A 19,637-nucleotide genomic window follows, 5' to 3' on the forward strand; every position below is an offset into this window, starting at 1 on the left:
GTCGTCGCCCGAGAGCGTGTCACGGATCGGCGCCGAGCGCGCGCAGGGCGGTCTCGCGAGACGCGTCGATCGCGCGCGCGAGGGTGGTTCCGTCGAGGCCGCGTGGATCGAGCGGCGCGCCGAGCGCGACGGCGACACGCGAGAAGGGGCGGGGGATCTCGAACTTGTCCCACGTGCGCGCGAGGACCCACGCGGAGGAGCAAGCCGAGGCAAGCGGCACGACGAGGCCGCCGGCGAGGCGGGCCGCGAGGATCGCGCCGACGCGATCGCCATCGCCGCGCACGACGCCACGCGGGCCGCGTGGGCCGTCGACGGCGAAGGCCGCGTCATGACCGTGTCGCATGCGGCGAACGATGCCCTTGAGGCCCATGGCGCCGCCGCGGGTGGACGAACCTCGCTCGACGACGAGCCCGAGCGATCCGAGCGCGCCGGTCTGGATCTCGCCGTCGTCGGAGAGGCTGACGAGCACGGCGGTGCGGCGTCGCTTGCGCCAGCGATGCAGCGCGAACTGCTGGCCGTGCCAGAAGGAGAGCACCCAGGGGGTGCCGTCGGTTCCGTCGAGATCGGGGTGGGTGACGAGGGAGAAGCGGACAGAGCGGAGGAAGGCGCGAGCGACGAGCCCTGCTGCGTAGCCGAGGGCTCGTCGCCGTGCGTGCGTCACTTCTTCAGCTTGGCGAGCAGCTCCTTCGCGGGCGCGAAGTTCTTGTCGGCGTCGATCGCGCGATCGAGCTGCTGGATCGCCTTCTTGTCATCGCCCTGCGCGTGGAGGATCCGGCCGATGTAGTAGAAGGCCGCGGCCTTCGAGATCGGCGAATTCTCGTCGAGCTTCTGCAGGAGCAGGGCGCGGAAGGTCTTCTGCGCGCGCTCGAAGTGCGCGTCGCGCGCCGCCTTCTCCTCCGTGGCCTCGCCGAGCTCCATCGAGAGCACGCCGAGGTCGCGCAGGATCGCGATCGAGCCCGGATCGATCTTGAACGCGATGTCGAGATCCGTGAGCGCCTTCTCCTTGTCGCCTTCGGCGAGGTACGCCTTGGCGAGCCGGTGATGGATCGTCGCAAGCTCCTTCGAGCGACGGCCGCCGTACGACTCCACGATCTTCTGCAGCACCTCCGCGGCCTGCTTGCCGCGGCCCGAGGCGCTGTAGGCGTCGCAGAGCGCGAGGAGCAGCTCGCGATCGCCGGGGGCGAGCTCCGAGGCCTTCACGAGCAGGTCCGCCGCGGCGCCCGGATCGTTCCGCTTGCCGAGGTGGATGTCCGCGGCCTTGCGGTAGAGCTGCACCTTCTGGCCCGGCTCGGTCGCGGCGTCGGCGTCGCCCTTCACGAGGTCGGCGAGCTCGGCCCACGCCTGCTGCTTCTCGTAGAGCGCGTGCAGCTTCTTGCGGATGTCCGCGGCGCGCTCGTCGGCCTTGAGGCCAGCTTCGAGGACACGACGAACCGCCGCCTCGTCCTTGAGCGCCGTGTACAGATCCGCGAGGCGGAGCGACGTCTTGACGGCCTCTTCGCCGCTGGCGGAGGAGAGCACCGTCTCGAGCGCCTTGGCCGCCTCGGCCTTGTCGCCCTTCTTCTCGTAGAGGCGCGCGAGCGAGAGCAGCGCGCCCTTGTGGTTGCCGTCGCGCTCGAGCACCGCCTTGTACGTCTCGATCGCCTTCGGGACGTTGTTCAGCCGGTTCTCGAAGACCTCACCGAGGCGCACGCTGTAGACGAGCTCCGCGGAGAGATCGCCGCGCTCCTTGGCGAGGTCGATCTGCGTGTTGAGCAGCTCGGCCAGCTCGTCGTCGCGGCCCGACTTTTCGAGGAGCTGCGAGAGGAGCAGCGTGGCCTGCTCGTGCGTGCGCTCCTCGTCGAGGATCGCGCGCAGGTGCTCCATCGCCTCGCTCGTCGCGTCGAGCTTCTCGATGCAGATCCGCGCGCTCTCCAGGCGGAGCGTGGCGCGGGACGCAGGCGTCTCCGCGAGGTCCACGAGGCGCGAGAGGACGTTCAGGAGCTCCTTGTGCTTGCCGCCCTTCGCATAGAGCTCGCGCAGCGCGTCGGAGGCCTTCGCGTCGTTCGGCTCGTCCTCGAAGATCTGGCTGTAGAGGTCGAGGGCCTTCTTGTCGTCCGAGAGTTTCTCCCGGGCGACCGAGGCCGCGCGGTGCTTGAGGTCCCGGATCTTCTCGCCCTCGGCCGCGAGCTCGGCCTGGCGCACGAGGAGATCAAAGACCTCCTTCGAATCGCCCGCCTTGTCGCGCACCTTCGTGAGCTCCGCGAGCGCCCACGCATCGCTGTCGTCGGCCTTGATCATGTCGCGGAGGATCGCCTCGCTGAGCGCGTCGTCCGCGAGCACGCCCTCGGCCAGGCCCTTCGCCTCGCGGCGCAGGTCGGAGGCGAGGTGGCCGAGGCCGTCGAGCCCGGCGAGGCGGCGCAGCGTGCCCACGAGGTCACGCTCGCGGCCGGCCGCGCGCTGCAGGCCCTCGATGTTGCGCAGGATCGTCTCGCTCGTCGGGTCGTGCTTCAGCGCCTGTTCGAGCGCGCGTTCGGCAGCGGCGTTGTCGGCGAGCTTGTCCTTGCGCCACTCGGCGATGCGCATCCACAGGTCGCGCGCCGCGTCCGTCGAGAGGTCGCTCTTCTCGGACACGGCCTTCTCCAGCGCGTCCGCGGCGCTCGCCCACCCGCCCGTGATCGGGGCGAGGCGCTCGAGCTCCGCGAGCACGTCGACGTCGGCCGGGTCGTCCTTGAGCGCGGCTTCGAGCGCGCCCTGGGCCGCCTTCGGATCGCCGGAGCGATCTTCGAGGACCTTGGCGAGATCGAGCCGGAGCCGCACGCGCTCGGCGGGCGTCCCGACGAACCCGATGCGCTTCTCGTAGAGCTTCGCGAGCGCTGCGTGATCGCCCTGCGACTTGTAGACGCTCTCCAGGGCCTCGGCGGCCTCCTCGAAGAGCGACCGCTCGTCGGTGAGCTTCTCCAGCGCCTCGCGCGAGGGCCCGTGATCGGGCGCCCGCTCGAGGGCCTGCTTCAGCGTTGCGAGGCCCTGCGACTTCTCGCCGAACGCCTCGATCTGGATCGTGGCGAGCCGGTGGTGGAAGTTCGCCTGCTCGCGCTCGTCGGAGATCGCGGCGACGCGACGTTCGAGGACGTCGGCGAGCGCCTTGTTGTCCCCGAGCCGCGAGTAGAGACGGTCGAGGGCCTCGAGCAGCGCGGGCTCGTCGCCAGCTTGCTCGACCGCCTTCGCGTACGCCTCGACGCTGCGCCGATCGTCCTTGAGCTTGTCCTCGGCGATGCGACCGACGCGCAGCCACAGGTCTTTCGCGATGACCGCGTCGAACGTCGCCGCGGCGCGCTGCGAGAGGGCGTCGCAGTAACGGCCGAAGCCCTCGGAGCGCTCGGCGAGCCGCTCGATCTCGGCGTGGAGCTCGGGATCGTCCGGCGTGTCTTCGAGCGCGCGGAGCAGCGCGCCTTCAGCGGCGAGCGGCTTGCTGAGCTTCTCGTCTTCGACGATCGCGATCGCGCGGAGCGTGCGGGCGCGGTCGATGCCCTCGGTCTGCGCCTTGAGGCGCATTTCGAGGACGCCGACGAGCTCTTCCCAGCGCGAGGCCGCGCGGAGGACGGGCTCGAGGGCGTCGGCCGCGTCGAGGCGCAGCTCCTCGCGACCCTCGCCGATCGCGCGGATCGCCTTGATCGCGTGATCGTTCGTGGCGTCGTCGTCGAGCACCATGCGGTAGTGTTCGAGCGCGTCCTGCGGGCTCGCGAGCTCGGCGGCGTAGAGGTCGCCGATCGCGGTCCGGAGCTTGACGCGCGTCTCACGCGTGTCCGCCGTGCTCGCCTGGAGCTTCAGGTTGTCGAGCAGCTCGTCCCACATCTTCTCGGCGCGGTAGAGCCGTTCGAGCGAGGTGAGGACCGTCGCGTCCGAGGGGCGCGCGTCGAGCGCTGCGTTGAGCGCGTTGATCGCCTCCCGACGGTTGTCGAGGGACTTCTCGTAACGCTCGGCCGCGCGGACGTTGAGGTCGTACCGGAGGTCGGCCTCACCCGAGCCCGCGAGCTCCACGCGACGCGCGTAGAGTTCGACGAGGCGTTGGGCGGCGTCGCGTGGCTCGTACAGCGGGATGAGCGCGTCGACCGTGACCGTGCTCTCCGGATCGAGCTCGAGGGCGCGCTCGTATGCCTTGATGGCGCCCTCCTCGTCGTCGAGCATCTGCAGCTTCGTCTCGGCGATCCGGCGCCAGATGGCGGCGTTCTCGTCGTCCGAGGCAAGCTCGCTCTTCTTTTCGAGGACCGCGATCAAGGTCTGCCAGTCGGAGAGCAGCATCGACAGCATGTCGATCGCTTCGAGCGGATCACGCTCGGTCGGATCGAGCTCGCTGAGCCTCCGGTAGGCGCCGAGGGCGCGCCGCGGATCGTCGACCTTCTCGTCGTAGACCTTGGCCACGGCGAGCAGAAGCTCGCGCTTGACCACGTCGTCGGTCGTCTTCTCGATGCCCTGCTCGTAGCTCTCGCAGAGCCGCTCCCAGGCGCCCAGCATCGTCGCGAGGCGCTCGAGCTCGGCCCGCGTCTCTCCGTCCTCGGGGTCGAGGGCGAAGGCCGCGCGCATCGAGCGGAAGGCGAGGCCTCGATCGTTGCCACGCGTCTCCCAGAGCTGCGCGGTCTCGCGCAGCACGGCGACCTTCTCGTGCACCTCGCTCGCGAGGTGGTAGCGCTCCTCGTTCAGCTTCACGAGCAAGCGCCAGTCGTCGCTGCGCTCGTAGAGCGGGCGGAGGATCTCCACCACGCGCGCCTTGTGCTCCTCATCGCGCGTGAGGGCTTCGAGCTCCTTGATCGCCTCCTGATGCCACGGCACGTCGGTGACGATCGCTTCGAGCTGATCGATCGCGGACGACGTGTCCTTGATCTTGTCGCGGAGCAGCCGCGCGAGCGCGAGGCGGTACGGAGCGCCGGCCTCGCCGTTCGCCGCGGCCGCGGCGCGCCGCAGGTAGAGATCGGCGAGGTCCTGATCACGGCCGAGCTCCGCGTAGAGCTCGGTCAGCGCGTCGAGCGCGCGCGCGTCGGACTCGTCGACGTCGAGGGCCGCCCGGTACGTCTCGATCGACTTCTCGGGCTGCTTGAGCTCGATCCGTTCGAGGCGCGCGATCGTGTGCAGCGCGTCGAGCCGCTCCTTGTCGTAGCGGTAGTCGAGCGATGAGCGGTAGAGCTCGACGCGCTCCTCGTGGCGGCGCTCCCGCACGAGCAGGCCGTCAATCGCGGAGAACAGCTCGCGCGACTCCGGCTCGAACTCGTGCGCGCGCCGGTACCACTTGAGCGCGCTCGTGACGTCGTTCAGGTCCGCGTAGATCTCGCCCGTCCGGCGGCAGAGCTTCGCGCTCTGTCCGTCGTCGACCGTGATCTCGGTGAGCTCGGCCGAGTAGATCTCGGCGAGCCTCCGCTCCGCGCTCGCCACCTTCGCGAGGCGCTCGAGCTCGTGCCACACGCCCTCGTCGCCGAGGTCTTCGTGCAGGAGCTTCGCCACCGTCTCGAGGGCGGCCTTGTAATCCTCGAGCTGCTCCTCGTGCAGCGTTGCCAGGCGCGTGAGCAGATCGCGCCGCTCCGACGGGTCCTCGCTCGCGGCGAGCCGCGCGTCGAGGGCCATCTTCACGCGCGCCCAGTCGGCGCGGCGGAGGTAGACCGGCTCCAGCATCTCGCCCGCGCGCGCCCGGTGCGCCGGGTTCTCCGACGCTTCGAGCAACGCTTCGAGCTCGCCCACGGCGCCCACGTGCGCCGCGTCGATCACGAGCGCCTCGGCGAGCTCGTCGAACGCGCGGGACACGTCCTCGAGCCGCTCGTGTGCGACCTTCGCGATCTTCACGCGGAGCTCGGCCGGCGCCCCCACCGCTCCATCGAGCTGACGCTCGTAGAGCTTGATGAGGTCCTCCCAGCGCGTCGACTCCTTGTAGAGCGTCTCCAGGGCGTCGATCGCCTTCGGGTTGAGCTCGACGTCGAGCAGCGCCTCGTACGTCTCGATCGCGCCGCTCGGATCCTTGAGCGCGTCGCGCTGCAGCTCCGCCTGGCGGAAGAGGAGGCGCTTCTTCTCGACGTCGTCTGCGGCGTTGTCGACGCGCTGCCGGAGGATCTCCAAGAGGTTCGGCGCGTCGTTCGCCTCGCCATAGAGCTCTTCGAGCGCCACCATCGCGCGACGATCGTCGCTCCTCGCTTCGAGCGCGTTCTTGTACCACTCGACCGCGAGCGCCTTGTCGTCGAGCTTCGTCCGGGCGAGCTCGCCGACGCGCAGCCGCACGTCCTGCTGCACGTCGCCGTCGAGGATCGAGTCCACGACCGAGCGGTAGAGCTCCGACAGCTCCGCCCACCGGCCCGTCGCCTTCGCGAGGCGCTCGACGGTCTCGATCCACTGCGCGACCTCGGGCTCACCCGCGGCCTCGCGCACACCGCGCACCGCGTACCCGAAGGCCCGGCCCGTGTCGCTGAGCGGACCCTCCGCCGTGCGGAGCGCGCTCTGCAGGTTCGAGAGACGCTCGCCCGTGCTGTCCGCCGTCTCCACCTCGATCTCGAGGACACGCAAGAGCTTCTCGCTGTCGCCGTCGGCCTCGTAGAGCGGGTGCAGCGTCTCGGCCGCGTCGCGCCGCGCCTCGGGATCCTCGAGCAAGGCTTCGAGCGCGTTCCTGCAGCGCACGTTCGCCGGATCGAGGACGAGCGCCTGGCGGTACGCGTCGAGCGCGCCCGGCAGATCACTCTGGTGCAGGCGCCGCACGTCGCCGAGCCGCGCGAACAGATCGAGCCGCTCCGAGAGCTCGTTCGCGAGCGAGAGATGCACGTCGAGGGTGTCGGCGAGATCCGACCACCGCTCGGCCTTCTCGTAGAGCGCTTCGAGCGCCGAGAGCGTGGCCGGCTCGGGGCCGAACTCGTCGGAGACGTTGCGCCAGCCGGAGATCGCGCCGGACACGTCGTCGAGCTTGCTCGCGAGCGTCTCGGCCGCGCGCACCATCGTCCGCTTGCGCTCGTTCGCGTCGTTCGAGAGCGTCTGCCGCGCCTCCAAGATGGAGACGAGCTCGCGCCACTCGCCCGTGCGCTCGTAGAGACGTTCGAGCGCGGCGAGCGCTTCGAGGTCCTCCGGATCGTCTGACATGCGCGCGCGCCAGGCCCCGATCGCCTTGTCGGGCGCTTCGAGGACCGACTCGTACACCTCGCCGATGCGGCGGTAGAGGTTCTGGCGTTTTTCGAGATCCTCTTCGAGGCGCACCTCGATGCCGAGCACCTCGGCGAGCGCCTCGTGCTTGCCCTTGCCCGTGTAGATTTCGGCGAGCGCCTGCGCCGCCGGGATCACCAGGTTCGGATCCGTCTCGTCGATCGAGAGGACGCGCCGGTAGACCTTCTCGGCCCGATCCAGGTCGCCCAGCATGTCCGCGCAGATCTGCGCGACGACCATGAGGATCTCGCCCTGGGTCGGCGGCGTGCTGCACGCGTCGGCGGCCGCCGTGAGGACCGTCGCCATCTTCTCGTGCTCGGCGAGCCTGCGGCCGATGTCCACGAAGCGCTCACGGACGACCGCGTCGTCGGGCTCGAGCGGCACGAGCTCGCTCAACGTGGCGAACGCGCCCGCGTCGTCGCGCAGCCGGTCGTCGCGCAGCGTGCTCACGCGGCGCAAGAGCTCGCGACGCTCGTGCTCCTCCGTTGCGCCTTCGCGCCGGATTTCGAGCACACGCACGAGCTGACGCACCTCGTCGCGCGCCTCGTACACGACCTCCAGCACGCGCGCGGCGCGCAGGCGCAGGCTGCCCACTTCGAGCAGACGCTCGACGAGCTGGCGCGCCTCCGCGTCACCCTGCCGATGCTCCAGCACACGCTCGAGGTGTTCGAGCGAGAGCGCCGGCTCGTGCAGGCGATCGAGGTAGATCCGCCCGAGGCTCAGCTTGATGTCGGCCGCTTCCTCGTCGGTCGACGTCTCCAGCCGTCGCTCCAGGAGCGCCGCGAGGTCTTTCCACCGCCCCTCGCGTTCGTAGAGCCTCTGCAGCGCGTCGAGCGCCGGCTCGTAGAACGCGTCGAGCGTGAGGATGCGCTCGTAGTAACGGATGGCCTTCGCCGCATCGCTCATGATCTCCTCGGCGATCACGGCGACGTCGTTGAGCAGCGAGATCCGCGTCGTTTGATCCGGCGTACCCTGCGCGGCCTTGTCGTAGAGCGCTTCGAGCTCGCCCCACCGCTCCGCGTTGGTCAGGATCTGCTTCAGGCGCGAGAACGCCCGCTCGTTCGTCGGGTCCACCGCGAGCACGCGATCGAGGTAGGGCATCGCGCCCTCCGGATCGCCGAGCTGGTCGTCGTGGAGCATCGCCGCGCGCTCGCAGAGCTCGATCTCCACGTCGTCGGGCAGCTTCTTGTCACCCTCGACGTTGCGCGCCGCGACGAGGTGGGTCCGGTACGCCTCGGCGAGATCCGTCGGGCGACCGGCCCGCGCGGCGAGCTCGGAGGCCCGATCCCAGACCGTGAGCTCGCTCGAGAACTCGTTCAGCGCGCCGAGCACCACGTCGAGCGCCGTGCCCACCGCGCGGAGCTTCTCCTCGTTGACGTCCGCGAGCTTGAGGAAGAGCGCGAGCCGCGTCGACGTGTCGGTCTCGGTTTCGAGCAGCACCCGGAGCGCGTGTGCCTCGCGGCGCGCGTCACCGGTCTCGGCGTACTCGCTCGACAGGACCTGCGCCGCCTGCGCGCGCGTCTCCGGTTTGTCGAGCAGGCGCGCGAGGATGCTCACCGCATCGGCTTCGTGCGGGAGGATCTCCAGCGCACGCACCGCCGCGTCGAACGCGTCCACCGGCCGTTCGAGTTTCTCCAGGTACAGCGTGGCGAGCTCGACCTCGCACCGACCGCGCTGCTCGCCGTCGGACACGTCGCGGTGACGCGCCACGACCTCGGCGCCCGCCGCCGCCTCGCCCGCCGCGATGAGCAGGCGCGAGAGAGCACGCAGCGCTTCCCCACGCGCGGGCGTCACCTCGACGACCTTGTGCAGGAGCAGGATCGCCTGCGCGTTGTCGCCGAACACCTCCTCTTCGAGTGTCGCCCACTCTTCGAGGATCTCGGCACGGGCCTCGCCCTCGACCTGATCGGCGCGGAGCTGGAAGAGCCAGCGCAGATCGTCCTTCTTCTCGTTCGCGCGGAGCAGCGCGTCGAGCTCGCGGATCGTCTCCTCGTCGGTCGGATCCGACTCGACGAGCTCGCGGTACGTCGCCGCCGCCTCGTCCACCTTGCCGAGCTCGCGCGCGTACACCTCCGCGAGCCGGAGCTTCAGCGCGCGCCGCGTCGCGCTGTCGATCTCCTCGTCGCGCTTCAGCCGCGCCTCGACGGCCTCGACGAACGGACCCCACGAGCTCGCCGCGCGCGACCACGCTTCGAGCAGCGACAGACCATCCTCGCTCGCGTCGAGCTCGTAGGCGCGTCGCGCGTAGCCGAGTGCCTTCTGCTTGTCTGCGAGCGGCCCGCCCGTCACCGCGGCGAGCTTGCGCAGCATCGAGACCTGCTCCTCCACGTCCGATGTGGCGCCGAGCAGGATCTCGTAGAGCGCGGGCAGACGCGCCCACTTCTCTTCCTTCTCGTAGATCGGCACGAGCGCAGCGGCCGCGCGCGCGTCGGTCGGCGACACGCTGAGGACACGCTCGTACGACCGCACGGCCCGCTCGGGCGCGCCGAGTTGCTCCTCGTAGATCCGCGCCGCGCGGAACGAGATGTCGAGCTTGACGTTCGGCTCGGTCGTCTTGTCGGCCGCGCCCGAGAGGAACTCGACGAGCCCCTCCCAGTCGTTCTGCGACGCGTAGAGCTCTTCGAGCCCGTCCCAGTCGCCCGACGCCACGTACGACTCGCGCAGCACGCGGAGCGCGCGCGCATGCCCCGGCGAGAGCACGAGCACGCGGCGCCACGTGCGCGCCGCCGCCACCGGATCCTTGAGCCGCTCCGCGTACACCGCGCCGAGCTTCTGCAGCGCGTTGAGCCTGCCGGCGTCGTCCGTCGCCGCGTCCACGCGCCGCTCGAGCACCTCGGCGACCGTCGCGAAATCCTTGTCGCGCTCGGCTTGCTTCTCCAGCGCGTCGAGCACACCTGGCGCCGACGCGTCGAGCTCCAGGATCTGCTTGTAGTGCGCAATCGCGTCCGCGCCGCGATCGAGGCGCTCGGCCGCGAGCTTCGCCATCTCGCCGAGCAGCTCGATGCGCGCCGCGTCCTCCGTCCTTGGAAGCTGCGCCTCGTAGAGCGCGTAGAGCTGCGCCCACGAGCGCCGCTTCAGGTAGAGCTCCTTCAGCCGCGACTCGGCCTCGTCGTCGCCCGGCGCCACCGCGAGCAGCGACTCGTAGGCCGACACCGCGTTCTGGACGTTCGAGAACTGGTCGACCCAGCGCCGCGCCACCGCGCGGTAGAGGTTCGCCTTCTCCGCGTCGCTCGTGGACAGCTCCGCGAGCTTCTGCTGGTACGCGAGCAGGTCACGCCAGCGACCCAGCGTCTCGTAGACCCGCGTCAGCTCACGCACCGCGTCGATGTCGCGTTCGTCGAGCTGCGCGATCTGCGTGAGCACCGTGACGAGCGCCGCGTCGTTCTTCGCGCGGTCGCGGTAGACCGAGGCGATGTCACGCAGCACCTGGATGCGACCTTGCACGTCCGTTTGCGGCGTGCGCTCGAGCTCCTGCCGGTAGAGCTCGACGAGGGCGTTGTAGCCCTCCGTCTGCATGTAGAGCCGCTTCAGGGCGTCGCGCGCGTCGCGGTTGTCCGGGTCCGTGCGCAGGATGTTCTTGTACTGATCGATCGCCTTGTGCGCGTTCTCGGTCGACTCGGCGAGCTTGGCGAGCTCCGAGGCGATCGCGCGTTTGTCGGCCCCGTCGGGCAGCGCGCGCTGGGCGTCGGTGAGGATCGCGTAGAGCCGCGCCTTGTCGCCCTTGGCGAGCAGGTGCTCCCGGAAAAACGCGAGCATGCCGGCGTGCGTCGGATCGGCGCGACGCACGCGATCGAAGTACGCCTCCGCCGCTTGCGGCTGGCCCCGCATCCGCCAGTGCACCATGGCGATCTGGACGAGCACACCGAGCTCCTCGCCCGGCTTCACGCCGCCGCCCTTGAGCTGATCCTCGTAGAGCGCGACGAGCTCGTCCCATTGCTCGTTCGAGGTGAAATGTTCGGCGAGGAACGCGAGCGCGTCCGCCTGGCCGGGCTGCATGTCGAGCACCTGCGCGAAGGCGTCGCGGGCGCGGCCCTTGTCGCCGAGCTTCTCCGCCGCGACGCGCCCGAGCCTGAGCCCTGCCGCGATCCGATCTTCCTTCGTCGCGCCCTCGCGCAGCGTGAACGAGAGCGCCCGCGTCACGCCGTCCCAGTCGGCAACCTTCACGCTCGCGCGCTCGAGCAGCCGCGTCGCGCGGCTGTTCTTCGGATCGAGCGCCAGCGCGAGTCCGATGAGCTCGTCGATTCGATCACGCGCCTCGGCGTGCCCGTACCGGAGCGCCACGTCCGCCGCGCTCGCCAGAAGCGAGCTCTTGAAGGCGGGGCCGTCTGCGTTCTCGGACTCGGCCACGTAGCGGTCGACGATCTCGCTCCACCGCTCGCGCTTCGTCGCGTCGCTCTCCAGCGCCTCGGCTGCGGCGTCGTCGTTCGGCCGAAGCTCGAGCAGGCGCTCGTAGGCGGCTCGCGCCTTGTCGGCGTCGGCGAGCTCCTCGTTGTAGATGCGCGCGAGCTCCGCCTGCATCGGCGGCTCGACGGGCGTCTCTGAGGCGAAGGAGATCTCCAGCTCGAGGAGCTTGGCGACCGCGCCCCATTCTTTCCGCTCCTCTTGCTTGGCCCGTGCGAGCCCCAGGAGACGCTCCACGTCGTTCGTCGACGTGTCGGGGGCCGTCACTGCCTCCGCGAGATCGTTCCAGGCCGCCTCGTTCTCGGGATCGGACTGCAGGACCCCGAGGGCCACGCGAATTTTCTCAACGCTCATCGTTACCCCGGTCGGCGAAGCACAACGACACGATCATCCGGTCACCCATACGCTGCACCTCGACGTGCAGCGCAAGGCTCCTTGGACCAGACAGCTCGTCCTTCTCCCGCCATGCGTCGTCGAGAGAAGGATCCTCGGATTTATTTGACGCGAGCCGACTCTACGCTGCATTCGACCGGCGTTTCAAGGCGCCGTTTCCATCCCGGCCCGGCCGTCCGCTCGCGGCGCGGCAAACCCCGCGGGAAAGCCCCCGTCCTGCCCTCGCGCGCCCTCGGCCGTTCCACGCGGCCGCACCTTGGGTTATCAAGCGGGCCCATGAACGCTTCCTCCGTGAAACGGATTGGTGTCATCGGCGCAGGCCAGATGGGTCGTGGCATCGCTCAGGTTGCCGCCGCGGCCGGGATCGAGGTCGTCCTCTGCGACGCATCCCTGGAGATCGCGGACAAGGGCAAGTCGCTGATCGGCAGTATCCTCGGAAAGCAGGTAGAGAAAGGGAAGATGTCGGCCGACGAGCATCGCGCATTGCTCGATCGCATCGTCCCCGCCGGCAGCATGACCGCCTTCTCTTCCGTCGAGCTCGCCGTCGAGGCAGCGACGGAGAACGTCGATCTCAAGATCGACCTCTTCCGCAAGGTCGACGCCGCGCTCGCGCCGGGCGCGATCCTCGCCTCGAACACCTCGTCGATCTCGATCACGCGCCTCGCTGCCGCGACCTCGCGCCCCGAGCGTGTCATCGGCATGCACTTCATGAACCCCGTTCCGCTCATGAAGCTCGTGGAGATCGTGCGTGGCGTGCAGACCTCGCCCGAGACCTACACGCTCGTGCACGAGCTCTCGGTTCGTCTCGGCAAGACCGTGATCACGTCCGAGGATCGACCGGGCTTTTTGGTCAACCGTATGTTGATTCCGTTCCTCAACGAGGCGTGCTTCACCCTGCAGGAGGGCGTGGGCAGCCCCGAGGACATCGACACGGGCGCGAAGCTCGGCCTGAACCACCCGATGGGCCCGCTCGAGCTCGCCGACCTCATCGGCCTCGACACGGTGCTCGCCATCGCCGAGGTGCTCCACAAGGATCTCGGCGAGGACAAGTACCGCCCGCGGCGTTGCTCCGGAACCTCGTCGCGGCCGGCTGGCTCGGCAAGAAGAGCGGCCGCGGCTTCTACGTGTACGACGAGAAGGGCCAGAAGACGAAGAACAGCCTCGCGCGCTAGCGCCCGAGGAACGAAGGCTTCGTCTTCCCCAAAAACGCCTTCATCCCCTCCCGCTGATCCTCCGACCCGAACAGCCCCGCGAACGCCTGCGCCTCGTGCTCGCACGCCGACGCGAGGTCGACCCCCTCGCCGTGCAGCATCACGCGCTTCGCCGCCGCCACCGCGAGCGGCCCCCGCGACGCGATCTTCTGCGCCGTCTCCCTCGCCTTGAGGACGAGCTCCGCCGCCGGGTGCACCGCGTTCACGAGCCCCATCACGAGCGCTTGCTCCGCGCTCACCATGTCGCCCGTGTACACGAGCTCCCGCGCCCGCGCCGCGCCCACCCGCCGGAGCAGCCGCTGCGTTCCGCCGAAGCCCGGCATCACGCCGAGCGTCACCTCGGGCAGCCCGAGCTTCGCGCCCTCGGCCGCGTAGATGAAGTCGCACGCCAGCGCGAGCTCGCAGCCCCCGCCGAGCGCGAACCCGTTCACCGCGGCGATCACCGGGAACGGCAGCGCCTCGATCCGATGGCACAGCCGCTGCCCCGCGTCGGCAAACCGCTTCGCCGCCACCGGCGTCATCTCCGCCATCTCCCCGATGTCCGCGCCTGCCACGAACGCCTTGCCCGCGCCCGTGAGGATCGCCGCGCGCACGGCGTCTTCCCCGTCGGCCGAGGCCGCGAGCGCCTCGAACGCTCGCGCGAGCTCCGCCACGAGGTGCGCGTTCAGCGCGTTCATCTTGGTGGGCCGGTTGATCGTGAGCGTCGCGATCGGGCCGGTCCGCTCCACGAGGACGAGGTCGGTATCCGTCATGGCGCCGCGTTACCAGGGCGCGGCCTCGGTGGGAAGACGGGACGAGGGGCCGGCGCGGCTTGCCGTGAGGGCAAAAAAAAGTCGCGCAGCGCACCGGTTGGGGGGGGCGGACCGGCACGCGCGCGACGAGTTGGAGTGTGACACCCGCGCGCTCCTTGTCGAGCGCAAGTGCGCGACTCGTGCACGGAAACGACGATCGACCGGGCCGATCCGACTCGTTCGCATGGTCACCTCGCCGCCGAGGTGGCTCCGTCATGCGCAGTCGTTGTGCTCGGGACTACGTGACGACGGAAGAGGGCGGAGCGGGCAGAACCGAGCCTTTCGGAACGTGATGCGTGGTCCCTCCGCGGGCCGGCCTCCAAACGGCGTTCGAGGCTCGACCGGAACGCAACCGATCTTGTCCCCGCGTGCGTCTCGGGGTGAAACTGCCGGGTATGGTCCTTACCAAGGCCGGTCTGAACCGGCTGTTCGCGGAAGTCCTGCCTCAAGACGCAGACGTCGAAGCGTTCGTCGCACAGAACTTCGGCACCATCGCCCGGCGCGTCGCGCGCGGAGCCGATCGAGCCGGCAAGATCGCGCTCCTCGTGGACAACGCCGATCTCAAGGTTCTGCTCGACAAGATCTCCGGCGCGCACCCCGTTGCCGTCGCTCGGAACGAGCACCTGCTCGCCGAGGACAAACGGGTCGCCGGAACGCCGGTGCCCGACGCAGGACCCTGCGTGGGTCGGGACGCGCTCCTCGCCGAGCTCGCGGCACACGTCCATCGCGACGCGCCCGGGCCCGTGCTCCTCGTCGGCGACGCCGGCCTCGGCAAGACGACACTCGCGCTCGCGCTCCTCCACGCGGACGCGTCCGTTCGTCGTTTCGGCGGCCGCAGGTACGTCGCGCACCTCGACACGGCGGCCGACACCGAAGCGGCTGTCGTCGAGGTCAGCCGCGCCCTCGGCGTCACGCCCGAGGCGCCGCTCCTCAACCGCATCGCGGAGTCGCTGCGCCGCGCGCCGGCCTTGATCGTCCTCGACGATCTCGACGTGCCCCTCGCGAAGGACCCCGCGAACGTGCGCGACCTTCTCCAGAGGCTCACGGCCATCCCCGGCGTCGCCGTCATCGCCACGTCGCGATCGAGCGCGGCGCCGCCCGACGGCTTCCACGTCGCCGCGGTCAAACCCCTCGACGAGGCCTCCGCGCGGGCCGCGTTCCTCGCGATCGCCGGCGACGCGCGCCGCTCCGATCCGGGCCTCTCGTTCGCGCTCACCGAGGCCGCGGGCAATCCCCTCGCGCTCGCCTTGCTCGCGCGCGCGGCCGGTGACGGTCCGCTCGACCTCGCGGTCCGCGCCTGGCACCAGAAGCAGAACGAGCTCCTCATGCGCGAGGACGGCCCCGAGTCGGCGAGCGCCATCGAGATCGCCGTCGCCCTCGCGCTCGCGAGCGGCCGCCTCTCGGACGAAGCGCGCCGCCTCGCGCCGCTCTTCGCTGCGCTGCCGAACGGCGTCCGCGCCGAGGACCTCGCGGCCTTCGCGTCCTCGGGCACCGCCGACGCGGGCGCTGCGCTCGTGGCCCTCGGCCTCGCGCAGGATGCGTCGGGGCGTTCCCGCTTGCGCCGCGCCGTCCGTGAGATCGTCGCCTTGCAGCGCCCTGGCGCTGACGAGTCGGCGAAGGCGACGCAGCGGTACACCGGCCTCGCGCTCTCGAACGGTCCGAACGTCGGATGGCCGGCGGGGGACGAGAGCGCGGCGCGCCTCGCGGCGGACAGCGACAACATCGAGGCGATGATCCTGCGTGGCATCGACGGCCCGCACCGCATCGCGTGCATCGACGCGTCCGTCGCGCTCGCCACGTTCATCGGCTCCTCGGGCCACTGCACGCCGCGCGTCGTCGAGCGCGCGCGCGACGCGGCGCGGGAAGGCGGCGACAAGCTTGGCGAGGCCGACTGCACGCAGGCGCTCGGCGACATCGCGCTCGCGCGTGGTGAGGTCGACGAGGCGCGCGCGCGCTACCTCGACGCGCTCCCGCTCTTCCATCAGGCGCGCGCGGGCCTCAGCATCGCGGCGTGCCTCATGCGCCTCGGCGACATCGCGAGCGAGCGCGACGAGTACGACGAGGCGAAGCTCCGCTACACCGACGCCGCGCCGTACTACCGGCACATCGGCGACAAGCTCGGCGAGGCCAACTGCCTGCGCAACCTCGCCGAGATCGCGGCCTTGCGCGACGACTACGAGGAGTCGCGCGCGCGGTACAAGGAAGCGCTGCCGATCTACAACGAGCTCGGCGACAAGGCGGCGAGCGCGAACTGCATGAAGGGCATCGCGGACATCGCCTTCCAGGGCACGCAGTACGACGAGGCGCGCGCGCTCTACCAGGAGGTCGGCCCGCTCCTCGAAGAGCTCGGCGATCGCCTCTCGATGGCGCAGTGCCTGCAGAACCTCGGCGACATCGCGTTCGCGCTCGGCGAGCACTCCGTGGCCGAGAAGCATTACCAGAAGGCCCTGCCCATCCTGAAGGAGCTTGGCGACAAACTCGCCGAGGGCACGTGCCTGTCGACCCTCGGCGACGTCGCGCTCGCGTGCACGGAGATCGAGGACGCGCAGGCGTACTACCTCGCGGCGCTCCCGCTGCTCCGCGAGGTCGGCGAGAAAATGGGCGAGGCGAACTGCATCCAGAGCCTCGGCGACATCGCGCTCACGCAGTTCGAGCACGACGCGGCCCGGTCGCATTACGAGAACGCCCTCGGCCTCTTCGCGGCCCTCAAGGACGATTACTCGATCGGCTGGACGCATTACCGCCTGGCCCAGGTCGCCGCGGACCCGGACATCTTCAAGAACCACCTTTACGCGGCGCGCGACGCCTGGTTGCGCATCGGTCGTCAGGACCTCATCGACGACGTCAACACCGAGTTCCCCGGGATTCTTTAAAAAGGGGATGGCGTGTCCTCCGCGCCCGGTATAGTGCCGGGCGCACGGAGGACCGATCATCCATGAATGTCGTCGTTACCGGGGCCACGGGGCACGTGGGCGCGAACCTCACGCGCGCGCTCGTCGAGCGCGGCCATCGCGTGCATGTGCTTTATCGACATGGGCCGCGCGCGCTCGACGGCGTCGATTGCGAGCGAACCACGGGCGACGTCCGTGACGCCGACACTGTCGATCGCGTCATCCGCGGCGCCGAGCTCGTCTACCACTGCGCCGCCAAGATATCGCTCGAATCCGTCGACCCCGAGGTCGAGCCCATCAACGTCGAAGGCGTCCGCAACATCACGAACGCGTGCATGCGCCACGGCGTCCGAAGGCTCGTGCATTTCAGCTCGATCCACGCCTTCGCCACCGAACCTGCGGCCGAGGTCCTCGACGAGAAGCGCCCGCTCATCACCGACCCTCGCCAGCCTCCGTACGACCGCTCCAAGGCCGCGGGCCAGCGCGTCGTCCTCTCCGCCGTCGAGAAGGGCCTCGACGCTGTCGTCTTGCATCCCGCGGCCGTCCTTGGCCCGCACGATTACATGCCCTCGCGCATGGGCCGCGTCCTCTTATCGCTCGCCCGCGGCCGCATGCCTGGGCTCGTCGAGGGCGGCTTCTCCTGGGTCGACGTCCGTGACATCGTGGCAGCGGCTCTCGCGGCCGATATCCGCGGTCGCCGTGGGGAAAACTACCTCCTTTCCGGCCACTGGCTCACCTTTGGGCAGCTCGCGTCGGTCGCGGGCGAGGTCACGGGCCGCCGCCCGCCGCGCCTCACCACGCCCATGTGGCTCGCGCGCGCCGTCGCGCCGCTTGCGGGAGGCATTGCGAAGCTCCTCCGCACCGACCCCCTCTTCAACAGCGTCTCTTTGCACGCGCTCCGCATTCACCGCCATACGAGCCATCAAAAGGCCCAGGCCGAGCTCGGGTTCACGCCGCGCCCCACGAAAGAGACCCTGGAGGCGACGTATGCGTGGTTCCGCGAGACCGGCATGCTTCCCCGCTGATCCATGGACGAGCCCACGCTCTATCGATACATCCTTTGGGGATTCCTCGTCGTCGCGGCCCTGACCTTCCCGGCTCTGTTTTTCATCACCGCGCCGTACGGCCGCCACGAGGCGAAATCCTGGGGCCCGACGTTCAGCAACCGCACAGGCTGGCTCGTCATGGAGTCACCGTCGGTCCTCGTCTTTTTCGCCTGCTGGTACTTCGGCGGCTGCCCCACGGATGCGGCCTCGCTCGGCTTCCTCTTCCTCTGGCAGCTCCACTACGTCCACCGCGCCTACATCTTCCCGTTCCGCATCAAGAGCGGCCCCAAGCGAATGCCGGTCGCCATTGCCGCGTTCGGTTTCGCGTTTACCTCGACCAACGCCTACCTCAATGGCCGCTGGCTCTTCAGCTTCGCCGGCCCCGATCGATATGACTCGGCGTGGTTCTCGGATCCTCGCTTCTTCCTCGGCGCGGCCATCTTCCTCGCGGGATTCGCCATCAACCAGCAGGCGGACTGGATCCTCCTCCACCTGCGCAAACCCGGCGAAACCGGCTACAAGATCCCCCGCGGCGGCTTCTACCGCTGGGTGAGCTGCCCCAATTATTTCGGCGAGATCATCGAATGGCTCGGCTTTGCGATCTGCACCTGGTCGCTGCCGGGCCTCGCGTTCGCGCTCTGGACCATCGCGAACCTCCTGCCGCGCGCTCTCTCCCACCACCGCTGGTACCGCGAAAAATTCCCGGATTACCCGCCCGAGCGCAAGGCCCTCGTCCCGGGCTTATTCTGACCCGTACAACCTCGTCGCATTGCCCCCGACGAGCGCCGCGAGCTCTTCCTCCCGCATGCCGAGCGCCGCGAGCCGCTTGATCTCCCGGTCCCACGCATACGGCACGTTCGGGAAATCCGACCCGTAAAGGACCCGCTCCGGCCGGCAATGAAGGAGCCGCAACGGCGGCGCGCCCGTGAAGTATTCGGCCATCGCCATCGTCGTATCGAGCCAGAGATTGTCGTACCGTTCGAGCATCCGCTCGTACGCGTCGAACTCGTCGGCCCCGAGGTGTGGCACGCAGAGCTTCAATCCCGGATACTCCGCGAGCACCCGCTCCACCCGCTCGGCCGAACAGAGCACGTACGGATCACACTTGTAGGCCGGGCTCTTCGGCTCCCGACCCGCGTGCACCACGAGCGGCCGGTTTGCCCGGACGCACGCCTCGTACACGTCGTGCAGGGACTCCTCGTCCGGCGAAAAACATTGCACGTGGCAATGCAGCTTCACGCCCCGCAGCCCCATCGCGAACCCCTCCGCGAGAATCTCCTTCGCGCCCGGCTCCCCGGGCAGCACCGTCGCGAGCCCGAGGATTCGCGGCTCCTCCCGGCAGAGCCCCGCCACGAATTGATTCAGCGCCCGCGCCATCCCCGGCTTGTGCGCATAATGCAGCGCCACGATCCGCGACACCCCGCGCGACAGCAGGAATCGCACCACATCAAGCGCCTTCAGCTTGTACCGGATCGGCCATCCATACTGTTCGAACCATCGCCAGAGCGCCTCGAACACCGGGTCCGGGAACAGGTGCACGTGCGCGTCGATCACCTCGGGCAGCGACGCCGACAGGCGCTCGCCTTCCTCGTCGTTCGCGGCGGGCAGCGGGGCCCGATCCGCCGAAAGCCATCCACCGAAGGCTTCCTTGGGCGGCGCGTGATCGGCGAGGCAGGGCAGGGGACAGTCGTGCATGGCGGACGCGAGCATGCCTCAAAGAGGCTCCGCGGGACAGGGGCAGGCGTCGTGGTACGCTCGGGC

Annotated in this window: 7 protein-coding genes and 1 pseudogene; 4 read left to right on the forward strand and 4 right to left on the reverse strand. The window is 69.8% G+C overall.

All coding sequences use genetic code 11. From position 1 onward, the window contains the following. Window positions 1-19 precede the first annotated feature (19 nt). Complete coding sequence (locus tag POL67_RS02825; RefSeq protein WP_271915296.1) at window positions 20-661, reverse strand: lysophospholipid acyltransferase family protein; 642 nt, start codon at window positions 659-661, stop codon at window positions 20-22. Beyond that, window positions 658-11,898, reverse strand: coding sequence for a tetratricopeptide repeat protein (locus POL67_RS02830; RefSeq protein WP_271915299.1), 11,241 nt, complete (start codon window positions 11,896-11,898; stop codon window positions 658-660). The genes POL67_RS02825 and POL67_RS02830 overlap by 4 nt, the downstream gene beginning before the upstream one ends. A 363-nt stretch (window positions 11,899-12,261) precedes the next feature. On the opposite strand from POL67_RS02830, the pseudogene POL67_RS02835 reads away from it, so the two are divergent. Further along, window positions 12,262-12,942, forward strand: a pseudogene (locus tag POL67_RS02835) (3-hydroxyacyl-CoA dehydrogenase family protein); the annotation flags it as partial. A gap of 163 nt (window positions 12,943-13,105) precedes the next feature. Here POL67_RS02835 and POL67_RS02840 read toward each other — a convergent pair. After that, entirely contained in the window at window positions 13,106-13,900 is a 795-nt protein-coding gene (locus POL67_RS02840; RefSeq protein WP_271915302.1) for an enoyl-CoA hydratase/isomerase family protein, read from the reverse strand. 434 nt (window positions 13,901-14,334) lie between these two features. On the opposite strand from POL67_RS02840, the gene POL67_RS02845 reads away from it, so the two are divergent. The 3 genes from POL67_RS02845 to POL67_RS02855 all read left to right on the forward strand — a co-directional run bounded on the left by POL67_RS02845 (window position 14,335) and on the right by POL67_RS02855 (window position 18,626). Further along, a complete protein-coding gene (locus POL67_RS02845) occupies window positions 14,335-16,812 on the forward strand; it encodes a tetratricopeptide repeat protein (protein WP_271915306.1) in 2,478 nt (825 codons plus the stop codon). 62 nt (window positions 16,813-16,874) lie between these two features. Next, complete coding sequence (locus POL67_RS02850; protein ID WP_271915309.1) at window positions 16,875-17,855, forward strand: SDR family oxidoreductase; 981 nt, start codon at window positions 16,875-16,877, stop codon at window positions 17,853-17,855. Window positions 17,856-17,858: 3 nt separating this feature from the next. After that, window positions 17,859-18,626, forward strand: coding sequence for a DUF1295 domain-containing protein (locus POL67_RS02855; RefSeq protein WP_271915311.1), 768 nt, complete (start codon window positions 17,859-17,861; stop codon window positions 18,624-18,626). On the opposite strand, the gene POL67_RS02860 is transcribed toward POL67_RS02855, so the two are convergent. Beyond that, a complete protein-coding gene (locus POL67_RS02860; protein WP_271915314.1) occupies window positions 18,618-19,586 on the reverse strand; it encodes an amidohydrolase family protein in 969 nt (322 codons plus the stop codon). The two genes, POL67_RS02855 and POL67_RS02860, sit on opposite strands and share 9 nt — an antisense overlap. Window positions 19,587-19,637: the final 51 nt, after the last annotated feature.

The organism is Polyangium mundeleinium (assembly GCF_028369105.1).
In the GTDB taxonomy this organism is placed as follows: Bacteria; Myxococcota_A; Polyangia; order Polyangiales; family Polyangiaceae; genus Polyangium; species Polyangium mundeleinium.

Coding starts and splice junctions, on each gene's coding strand:
- POL67_RS02830 (WP_271915299.1), bottom strand. CDS start 11,898: ATGAGCGTTGAGAAAATTCGCGTGGCCCTCGGGGTCCTGCAGTCCGAT.
- POL67_RS02840 (WP_271915302.1), bottom strand. CDS start 13,900: ATGACGGATACCGACCTCGTCCTCGTGGAGCGGACCGGCCCGATCGCG.
- POL67_RS02845 (WP_271915306.1), top strand. CDS start 14,335: ATGGTCCTTACCAAGGCCGGTCTGAACCGGCTGTTCGCGGAAGTCCTG.
- POL67_RS02850 (WP_271915309.1), top strand. CDS start 16,875: ATGAATGTCGTCGTTACCGGGGCCACGGGGCACGTGGGCGCGAACCTC.
- POL67_RS02855 (WP_271915311.1), top strand. CDS start 17,859: ATGGACGAGCCCACGCTCTATCGATACATCCTTTGGGGATTCCTCGTC.
- POL67_RS02860 (WP_271915314.1), bottom strand. CDS start 19,586: ATGCTCGCGTCCGCCATGCACGACTGTCCCCTGCCCTGCCTCGCCGAT.